Below are 9,443 nucleotides of genomic sequence, written 5' to 3'. Positions count from 1 at the left end.
CGCGCTGCAAGACTTCGGCGCCCGCGCGCTGGCCAGCCTCGACGCCGGCTGCGATATCGCCCTGCATTGTTCAGGCGATTTTGGCGAGATGCGTTCCATCGTCGAAGCCGCTCCGGTGATGAGCGACGCCGCTGCGACCCGCCTCGCCGCCGCCATGACCTGGATGGGGCCGGGCGATTCCACCCCGGTGGCCGAGTGGGCCGCCGCCCGCGACGCCTTGCTGGCGCTGGCGTGACCGAGACGGACGAGCAATTCGACCTGCCGGTGCGGGCTGCGCCGGAAACGGCCACGCTGATCTTGCAACTGGGCAGCTGGGAAGGCCCGCTCGATCTGCTGCTTACCTTGGCGCGGGCGCAAAAGGTTGATCTGGCGCAGATTTCCATCCTGGCGCTGGTCGATCAATATCTGGGTTTCATCCGCGATGCCAAGGCGCTCAGCCTCGAACTGGCCGCCGATTATCTGGTGATGGCGGCCTGGCTGGCCTATTTGAAATCCTTGCTGCTCCTGCCCAAGGACCCGGAAGCCGAGCCCGATCCGGCCGAACTGGCGCTGAAACTGCAGTTCCAGCTGCAACGCCTCGAAGCCATGCGCGAGGCCGGGCAGAAGCTGCTCGCCCGGCCACAACTGGGGTGGGACATGTTCCGCCGCCCCAACCCGGAAGGCCTCGCCGAGGAAAAGCGCGCCACCTTTGAATGCAGCTATTACGACCTGCTCTCCGCCTATGGCGCGATCACGGCGCGGCGCTCGCGCTCCGTCCATGTCGTCCGCCGCCGGCCGGTGATGGCCCTGGATGAAGCCATTGAACGGCTTGAACATCTGCTCGGCCGCAGCATCGACTGGACGGAACTGGCGCGCTTCCTGCCCGCCGATCTGGTGGACGAATCCTATGCCCGCTCGGTGCTGGCCTCCAGCTTTGTCGCCGCGCTGGAACTCACCCGCCAGGGCAAGGCGACGCTCAGCCAAGGCGCCGCCTTTGCCCCCATCCTGCTGAGGGCCCGTCATGACTGACGAGACTGTGGATTTCGCCCTGACCCGCGCCTTGGAAGCGATCCTGTTCGCTGCCGATGCGCCGCTCAGCCTCACAGAGATCACCCGCCATGTGGGTGAACGTGGCGACCTGCTGCCCACGCTGCGTGCGCTCGCCACCAGTTACGAACCGCGCGGCCTCAACCTCGTCGAACGCGGCGGCAAGTGGCAATTCCAGACCGCGCCCGATCTCGGCCACTTCCTGCGCACCAGCCGCGAAACGGTGAAAAAACTCAGCCGCGCTGGCGTCGAAACGCTGGCGGTGATCGCCTATCACGAGCCGGTGACGCGACCGGAGATCGAGGAAATCCGCGGGGTTGCGGTTTCCGGCGGCACGATCGACGTGTTGATGGAAGCTGGCTGGGTCCGCCCCGCCGGTCGCCGCGAAACCCCCGGCCGGCCGCTGCAATATGCGACGACGCCGGAATTCCTCGCCCACTTCAACCTCTCCAGCCGCCGCGACTTGCCCGGCATGGCCGATCTGAAGGCTGCCGGCCTGCTCGACCGCGAACCGCCGCGCGAACTGCCATTGCCGCTGGGCGGGCGGGAGGAATGAAAAAGCCCGCTCACGCCATAGGCATGAGCGGGCCTTGAAGCTTCAGCGTATAAGCGGAATCAGCGGCGGAACAAAGCCTCGCCCTGCTCCAGCGCGGTGCCCGGCGTGGTCGAAACCGGCGTTTCCGGCGCATTGGCAGCGGCATAACGTTCGGCCTGCAGCTGGTTGATCAGCGCGGCGCGATCGGCTTCCACCTTCTCCGGATCAACGGTCGTGTCGATACCGGCCTTCTTGGCGGCGGCCGCGACCAACGCATCCATTTCGCGCTGGCTGGTCAGGCCCAGCGTCACCGGGTCACGCGCCTGCAGGTTGGCGTAATTCCAGTGGCTCTTGTCGCGGATGGCGGCGATCGTCGTCTTGGTGGTGCCGATCAGCTTCGAAATCTGGCCGTCGGTGATTTCCGGGTGGTTCTTGATGATCCACAGGATGCCATCCGGTTTGTCCTGGCGCTTGGACACCGGCGTGTAGCGCGGGCCAGAGGTGCGGCGCGCCTGTTCGGGCATGCGCGAAATGCGAATCGCGTAATCCGGATTGGCTTCACCCTTGTCCAGCTCTTCGCGGGTCAGTTCGCCGGCGCGGATCGGATCGCGGCCCTTCAGCTTGGTGGCGGCGGTATCATCGGCGATCGCCTGGATTTCCAGGATGTGCAGGCCACAGAAATCGGCGATCTGCGAAAAGGTGAGCGCGCTGTTGTCCACCAGCCAGGCGGCGGTGGCGTGCTGCATCAGGGGCAGGGTGGTGGCCATGATCGTGGCTCCTTTGCGGAATAAAAACAGCCGCCCCTTGCGGGACGGCTGGACGCACCGGCTTGTAATGGAGCCGTGGCTGTGGCGCAAGGGCGCACGATGATGCCCGAACCCACCCAGCTGGCCGCACTGGATGCCGCCGATCCGCTCAGCGGAGCTCGCGCCCGTTTCCGGCTGCCGCCGGGTGTTGTCTATCTCGACGGCAACTCCTTGGGGCCATTGCCTGCCGCCCTGCCCGAACGGCTGGCGCAGACGGTGGCGGGCGAGTGGGGCGAAGGCCTGATCCGCAGCTGGAACGATGCCGGCTGGATCGATCTGCCGGTTGCGCTGGGCGCCGCCATCGCGCCGCTGGTGGGCGCTGAACCTGCCGCCGTGGTCGCCTGTGATTCGGTCAGCCTCAATCTGTTCAAGCTGGCCAGCGCCGCGCTGGCGCTGCGCCCCGGCCGCCGCACGATCCTGATGGAGGCAGCGGATTTCCCCACCGATGCCTATGTGATGCAGGGGCTGGCCGGGCTTGCGGGTGCAACGCTGAAGCGGGTGCAACGCACTGAACTGGTGGCGGCGATCGATGATGATGTCGCGCTGCTGCTGCTGACCCACGCGCATTATGTCACCTCACAAGTGCACGACATGGCCGCGATGAGTGCTGCCGCGCACAAGGCCGGCGCGCTCACCCTGTGGGATCTGTCGCACTCGGCCGGCGCACTGGTGGTCAATCTCGATGCCGACGGCGCCGATTTCGCCGTCGGCTGCGGTTACAAGTTTCTGAACGGCGGCCCCGGCGCGCCGGCCTTCGCCTATCTGGCCCGCCGGCACTGGGACACCGCGCAGCCAGCGCTGACCGGCTGGATGGGCCACGCTGCCCCCTTCGACTTCACCGCCGACTATGCACCCGCATCAGGCGCGCGCCGCCTGCTCACCGGCACCCCGCCGATCCTCGCCATGCGCGCGCTGGAAGCCGGGGTGGCCACGTTCGACGGCATCGATCTGGCGCAGGCCGAGGCCAAGTCCCGCCACCTCGTTCAGCTGTTTGCCGCCGCCGCCGCGACGCTGCCCGGCGTCTCCGTGGACGCGCCCCCTGCTGGCCGCCCCCAAGAACGTCGCGCCGCCCATGTCATCATCCGCCATCCGGATGCCCGCCGCGTGATGATCGCCCTGATCGCGCGCGGCGTCATCGGCGACATGCGCCCGCCCGATGCGATGCGCTTCGGTTTCCCGGCGCTGACAACGCGCTTTGCCGATATCGGCCTGGCGCTGGACGCGTTGCGGGCGGTGCTGGACATCGGCGAATGGCGGGAGGAGCGGTTCGCGCCGAAGGGGATGGTCAGCTGACCTGCAGCACGATCTTGCCCACATGCGCGCCGGCTTCCATGCGCTGGTGCGCGGCGGCGGCTTCAGCGAGCGAAAACACCGTGTCGGTCACCGGCGTCAGCCGCCCGGCCTCGAATGCCGGCCAGATCACGCCTTCCAGTGTTTCGGCGATCGCCGTCTTGAAGGCAATGGGGCGCGGGCGCAGCATCGATCCGGTCAACACCAGGCGCTTGCGCATCACTTGGCCCAGATTCACCTCGGCGGTCGGCCCGCGCTGGAAGGCGATGCTCACGTGGCGGGCATCATCGGCCATGCAGGCGATATTCTTCGGCACATAATCGCCGCCCACCATGTCGAGCACGATGTCGACGCCCTTGCCGCCGGTCAGCGCCAGCACTTCGGCCGAAAAGTCCTGCGTCTTGTAATTGATCGCGTGCGCCGCACCGTGTGCCACAGCTGCCGCGCATTTTTCATCGCTGCCGCAGGTGGCAATCGCCGTCAGCCCGATTTCCTTGGCCAGTTGCAGCGCGGTGATGCCGATGCCGCTGGTGCCGCCGTGGATCAGGATCGTCTCCCCCGGCCGCGCCCGGCCGCGGTCCATCACGTTGGACCAGACGGTGAACCAGGTTTCCGGCAAGCCGGCGGCATCCGTCATGCTCATGCCGGCGGGAACGGGAAGGCATTGGCCGGCCGGCGCGGTGCAATATTCGGCATAGCCGCCGCCCGCCACCAGCGCGCAAACCGCGTCACCCGGCCGCCAGCGCGTTACCTCGCTGCCCACCGCCACCACGGTACCGGCGATTTCCAGGCCCATGATCGTCGGTGTGCCCGGCGGCATCGGATACAAGCCCAGCCGTTGCAGCACATCGGGCCGGTTCACCCCGGCCGCCGCCACCTTCACCAGCACGTCGCCCGGGCCGGGCTGGGGGACGGGGCGGGAGACAGGAATCAGAACCTCAGGACCTCCCGGCGCGGCGGGGTCGATGGCGGTCATATGGCTGGGAATGGTCATGGGACGGATATTGACAGGGCAGCCCGCCCGGTCAACCGTAGCGATTGTGTTCGACGAAACCGACCTGCCCAAGAAGAAGAGTGACCTGCTGGCCGATCTGGCCCGGGAAGACCTCGATCGCCTCTCCATCGCCGATCTGGACGAGCGCATCGCCGGACTGGAAGCGGAGCTGGCGCGCACCAAAGCCAAGCGCGAAGGCGCAGCGCAATTCCGCGCTGCGGCCGACAGCCTGTTCAAGAAGTAACCAACTATGACCACATCCCTGGGTACCCATGATTTCGTTGCGGACACGCGCAACGAGACGATCCTGATCAACGTCAATGGCCAGCTGCTCCGCCGCGCCGAGGCGATGGTGAGCGTGTTCGATTCCGGCTTCATGCTGGGCGACGGCGTGTGGGAAGGCCTGCGCGTCCACGCCGGCCGCATCGCCTTCCTTGATCAGCATCTCGATCGGCTGTGGGAAGGCGCCAAGGCCATCTACATGGATGTCGGCATCAGCCGCGAGGAGCTGGAGCGGCGGATTTACGCCACCATCGACGCCAACGCGATGAGCGCCTGCCATATCCGGCTTATGGTGACGCGGGGGCTGCGTTCCACGCCGTATCAGGATCCGCGCGTCGTGGTCTCGCCGGCCACCATCGTGATCATCGCCGAGTACAAGGATCCGCTGCCCACCACGATCGAGAAGGGCATCCGCCTCGCCACCGTCCATGTGCGGCGCGGTTACCCGGACGTGCAGGATCCGAAGTTGAACAGTCATTCAAAACTGAACTGCATCACGGCCTGCATCCAGGCCACGCAGGCCGGCGCCGACGAGGCGTTGATGCTCGATCCGCACGGCTTTGTGGCGACGTGCAATTCCACCCACTTCTTCATCGTCAAGAAGAACCGGCGCGGCGTGGAGGAGGTGTGGACGTCCAGCGGCGATTACTGCCTGGCCGGCATCACACGCGGCAACGTCATCGCGGTGTGTGAGGACAATGGCATCCCGGTCTTCCAGAAGAATTTCTCGCTTACCGACGTCTATTCGGCCAGCGAAGCCTTCGTCACCGGCACTTTTGCCGGCGTGGTGCCGGTGACCAGCATCGATGGCCGCACGCTGACCGACGCGCGCGGGCCGATGGTGGCGCGCCTGCAGGGCCTGTATCGCGCGCTGATCGAAGCCGACGTCACGGCGCGGGGTCGGCCGTGACAATCCGAATCGCGATGTGGTCCGGCCCACGCAACCTGTCGACGGCGATGATGCGCAGCTTTGGCGCGCGGGCGGACTGCTATGTGAGTGACGAGCCGTTTTATGGCGCGTATCTGAAGCACACCGGCGACGATCACCCGATGGCCGGCGAAGTGATCGCCGATATGGATTGTGATTGGCACAGCGTCACCGCCGCCCTCTCCGGCCCGTGCGCGCAGCCGATCTGGTATCAGAAGCACATGGTGCACCACATGGTCGGGCCCGTGCAGTTGGGCGACCTGAAGGGCTTCCAACACGCCTTCCTGATCCGCGCGCCGGAACGGGTGATCGCCTCTTACGCTGAAAAGCGGGAGGTGGTGACGGCGGAAGGCCTGGGGTTCGCCCAGCAGCGCGCCTGGTTCGAGGCGGAAGCCGACCGGCTGGGCCACGCGCCGCCGGTGGTCGATTCGGCCGATGTGCTGGCCGACCCGGCGGGTACGCTCGCCCGCCTGTGCGCGGCGCTGGGTATCGCGTGGACCGACTCGATGCTGCACTGGCCGGCCGGCCCGCGCGACACCGACGGGGTATGGGCGCCGCACTGGTATGGCCGGGTGCTGGCCTCCACCGGCTTTGATGGCCGCGAAGGGCCAATGCCCGTGCTGCATGGCGAGGCGGAGCGGGTGCGCGACGAATGCCGGCCGCATTATGAGTTTCTGGCGGGCCACAAGTTATAGACGTCACCCCGGCGAAATCCGGGGCCCATCGCCCAAACGCGGCTACGGGTTGCACAGTCGGGCGATGGGTCCCGGCTTTCCCGGGATGACGGGCACATGTTGGTTGCCACCGGGTCAAAAGCGACAGGTTGCCCAAGGCTGACGTGCGCGTAATCTGCTGCTCAATCAGCTTTGGGGAGTGGACCCGTGAATTTCGATTTTTCCGACGAAGCCAAGGAACTCGGCGAACAGGCGCGCAAGTTGCTCGCCGAAAAGGCAGGCACCGGCCCGGCGCGCAAGGCGATGGCCGCTGACGCATCGGCGATGGACGCCGCCCTGTGGAAGGAGATCAGCGAACTGGGCTGGACCGCCGCGCGCGTGCCCGAAGCCCATGGCGGCCTGGGCCTGACGGTCGAGGAAGTGGCCCAACTGGCGGAAGCCGCCGGCGGCAGCCTTGCCCATGTCCCGCTTGTTTCCACCCTGCTCGCCACCGAAGCGCTGGTGCTGGCTGGCACGGAAGCCCAGCAGGCCAAGTGGTTGCCCGGCATCGCCAGCGGTGAGATCATCGCCTGCGTCGCCTGGAGCGAACCCGGTGCCGTGAGCCCGGCCACGGTGAAGACCGTGTCCAGCGGCAGCGCCCTGACCGGCGTAAAGCAGCCGGTAGCCGATCTTGCCGTTGCCCATGTCGCCATTGTGGCGGCCGCCGGCGCCGATGGCCCGCAGCTTTACATCGTCGATCTGAAGGGCGCGCAGACGGCGGCGGTGGAAACCGTCGATCTCGTCCGCCGCCACGGCAAGCTGACATTGAACGCCACACCGGCTGAAGCGCTCGGCACTGCCGGCGACTATCAGGATTGGCTCGACCGCGCCGCGGTGATCCTGGCCTATGAAGCCATTGGCACCGCTGGCGCCGCGATGGCGATGACGGTGGATTATGCCAAGACCCGGGTCGCCTTCGGCCAGAAGATCGGCCGGTATCAGGCGGTCAAGCACAAGTGTGCTGACATGTATATCAAGCTGGAACTGGCCCGCGCCCACGCCCTGCATGGCCTCGCGATGATTGGCACCAATGGTGCCGAACTGCGCCAGGTGGCGGCTGCTGCCCGGGTCGCCAGCCTGGATGCGCTGGCCTATTGCGCCGAGGAAAATGTGCAGCTGCACGGCGGCATCGGCTTTACCTGGGAAAGCGATTGCCAATTCTATTACCGCCGCAACCGGGCGCTGGTCGCCGCGCTTGGCCCGCGTGGCTGGTGGGCCGATCGGCTGGTGCGGGCGCTGGAACAGCGCAACAGCGCCGCGGCGTGACACTTCGTCCCTCGACAAGCTCGGGATGAGCGGTCGAGGATGGAAAGGACAAACCCGCTCATGCCGAGCCTGTCGAGGCACGCACGACCGGGGAACAGGACGGGAGAGACATCATGGATTTCAACGACGCCCCGCAGGAAGCCGAATTTCGCGCCGTCGTGCGCGCCTGGCTGAACGAGAATGCCACCGAATATCGCGATCCGCCCCCGGAAGGCATGAAGCTGCCGGAATTCATCGCGCGATCGAAAGCCTGGCAGGCCAAGAAGCACGCCGCCGGCTACACCGGCATCACCTGGCCCAAGATGTTCGGCGGCCAGGGCCTGACGCCCATGCACAGCATCATCTATGGTCAGGAAGAAAGCCGCTGGCACGTGCCGCAGGGCCTCTATTCCATCGGCCTTGGCATGTGCATCCCCACCGTCTTCACCCACGGCAACCCGGAAGTCGTTCAGCGTTATGTGCCCAAGGCGCTGCTGGGCGAGGAAGTCTGGTGCCAGCTCTTCTCCGAACCGGCGGCCGGGTCTGACCTTGCCGGCATCCGCACCAAGGCGGTGCGTGAAGGCGATGAATGGGTGATCGACGGCCAGAAAGTGTGGACCAGCTTTGCCCACGCGTCGGACTTCGGCATCGTCGTCTGCCGCACCGATCCGAACATGCCCAAGCACAAGGGCCTGACCATGTTCATCGTGAACATGAAGGCGCCGGGCGTGACGGTGAAGGGCATCAAGCAGATGTCGGGCGGCAGCGATTTCAACGAAGTCTTCTTCGACGGCGTGCGGGTGAATGATTCGCACCGGTTGGGCGCCGTTGGCGACGGCTGGAAGGTTGCGCTCACCACCTTGATGCACGAGCGTCTCGCCGTCGGCGGCAAGCCGCGGTACGCGCCCGGCTATGAAACGCTGATGAAGCTGGCCAAGGGCGTGGAAGCGCCGGACGGCAGCCCCGCCATCGGTGCCAGCGACGTGCGCCAGAAGATCGCCCAGACCTACATCAACGATCAGGGCATCAAGCTCACCCAGATGCGCGCGCTGTCCGCCTTGTCCAAGGGCCAGGTGCCGGGGCCGGAACAGTCCATCTCCAAGGTGGTTGTGGCGAAAACCATGCAGGATCTGGCCAGCTTCGCGCTCGATCTGTCGGGCGGGGATGGCTTTGTGGCCGGCGCCGATGCTGATCCGGAACTGGCCAAGCTGCAGGGCTCGTACATCGGTTCGGCCGGCCTGCGCATTGCCGGCGGGACGGACGAAATCCTGCGCAACATCATCGCCGAACGCGTGCTCGGCCTGCCCGGCGACATGCGGCCGGACAAGGACACGCCGTTCAATCAGGCAGTGCCGGCGTAAGCGACGGATAATGACAAGGGGCGCTGGCCGGTCGGCCGGCGCCCCTTTTTGCGTCAACTGGCCGGGCAACCCTCCGGTACCGGCGCCAGGCTCAGTTCCGCCTTCGCCTTCTGCAGATCGGCCTTGTAATCCGCCGTGTCCTCGATCTGCTGATAGAGCGCGGTGGCCATCAGGCGGCCACCGGTCACGTCCGATGCCCAATGCACCCGGCAGGCGATGCGCAGATCGCCGGTGGCCTTGCCGAACTTCAGCAGCGCGGCGCT

At 66.5% G+C, this 9,443-nt stretch carries 10 protein-coding genes and 2 pseudogenes; 9 read left to right on the top strand and 3 right to left on the bottom strand.

The features are described from left to right. From RT662_RS09595 to scpB, 3 genes and pseudogenes are all read left to right on the top strand, one after another. Positions 1-235: pseudogene (locus tag RT662_RS09595) on the top strand (beta-hexosaminidase); the annotation flags it as partial. Beyond that, positions 232-1,008 (top strand): ScpA family protein, encoded by a 777-nt coding sequence (locus RT662_RS09590; RefSeq protein WP_313670491.1) that lies wholly within the window; start codon positions 232-234, stop codon positions 1,006-1,008. The pseudogene RT662_RS09595 and the gene RT662_RS09590, both read left to right, overlap by 4 nt. After that, positions 1,001-1,582, top strand: coding sequence for an SMC-Scp complex subunit ScpB (gene scpB / locus RT662_RS09585; protein ID WP_313670490.1), 582 nt, complete (start codon positions 1,001-1,003; stop codon positions 1,580-1,582). The genes RT662_RS09590 and scpB overlap by 8 nt, the downstream gene beginning before the upstream one ends. A 59-nt stretch (positions 1,583-1,641) precedes the next feature. On the opposite strand, the gene RT662_RS09580 is transcribed toward scpB, so the two are convergent. Further along, a complete protein-coding gene (locus RT662_RS09580; RefSeq protein WP_313670489.1) occupies positions 1,642-2,328 on the bottom strand; it encodes a DUF1013 domain-containing protein in 687 nt (228 codons plus the stop codon). 99 nt (positions 2,329-2,427) lie between these two features. On the opposite strand from RT662_RS09580, the gene RT662_RS09575 reads away from it, so the two are divergent. After that, the gene (locus tag RT662_RS09575) at positions 2,428-3,660 is read left to right on the top strand and encodes a kynureninase (RefSeq protein WP_409530153.1); all 1,233 of its coding nucleotides are present in this window, start codon (positions 2,428-2,430) and stop codon (positions 3,658-3,660) included. Here the strand turns inward: RT662_RS09575 and RT662_RS09570 are convergent. After that, entirely contained in the window at positions 3,653-4,651 is a 999-nt protein-coding gene (locus tag RT662_RS09570; RefSeq protein ID WP_313670487.1) for an NAD(P)H-quinone oxidoreductase, read from the bottom strand. The genes RT662_RS09575 and RT662_RS09570 overlap by 8 nt on opposite strands. A gap of 46 nt (positions 4,652-4,697) precedes the next feature. On the opposite strand from RT662_RS09570, the gene RT662_RS09565 reads away from it, so the two are divergent. The 5 genes from RT662_RS09565 to RT662_RS09545 all read left to right on the top strand — a co-directional run bounded on the left by RT662_RS09565 (position 4,698) and on the right by RT662_RS09545 (position 9,180). Then, positions 4,698-4,895: a DUF1192 domain-containing protein gene (locus RT662_RS09565; protein ID WP_313670486.1), complete on the top strand. Its 198-nt coding sequence runs from the start codon at positions 4,698-4,700 to the stop codon at positions 4,893-4,895. Between the two features lie 6 nt (positions 4,896-4,901). Then, entirely contained in the window at positions 4,902-5,843 is a 942-nt protein-coding gene (locus RT662_RS09560) for an aminotransferase class IV (protein ID WP_313670485.1), read from the top strand. Beyond that, complete coding sequence (locus RT662_RS09555) at positions 5,840-6,556, top strand: HAD family hydrolase (protein ID WP_313670484.1); 717 nt, start codon at positions 5,840-5,842, stop codon at positions 6,554-6,556. Before RT662_RS09560 ends, RT662_RS09555 begins: the two co-directional genes overlap by 4 nt. A 186-nt stretch (positions 6,557-6,742) precedes the next feature. Beyond that, a complete protein-coding gene (locus RT662_RS09550; protein ID WP_313670483.1) occupies positions 6,743-7,840 on the top strand; it encodes an acyl-CoA dehydrogenase family protein in 1,098 nt (365 codons plus the stop codon). Positions 7,841-7,953: 113 nt separating this feature from the next. Further along, the gene (locus tag RT662_RS09545) at positions 7,954-9,180 is read left to right on the top strand and encodes an acyl-CoA dehydrogenase family protein (RefSeq protein ID WP_313670482.1); all 1,227 of its coding nucleotides are present in this window, start codon (positions 7,954-7,956) and stop codon (positions 9,178-9,180) included. A gap of 53 nt (positions 9,181-9,233) precedes the next feature. Here RT662_RS09545 and RT662_RS09540 read toward each other — a convergent pair. Further along, positions 9,234-9,443 (bottom strand): annotated as a pseudogene (locus RT662_RS09540) (acid phosphatase); the annotation flags it as partial.

This window comes from Sandarakinorhabdus sp. (assembly GCF_032115815.1).
Lineage (GTDB): Bacteria > Pseudomonadota > Alphaproteobacteria > Sphingomonadales > Sphingomonadaceae > Sandarakinorhabdus.
The sequence above is the reverse complement of the archived record's forward strand: the minus strand, read 5'-3'. Positions and strand labels throughout refer to the sequence as shown.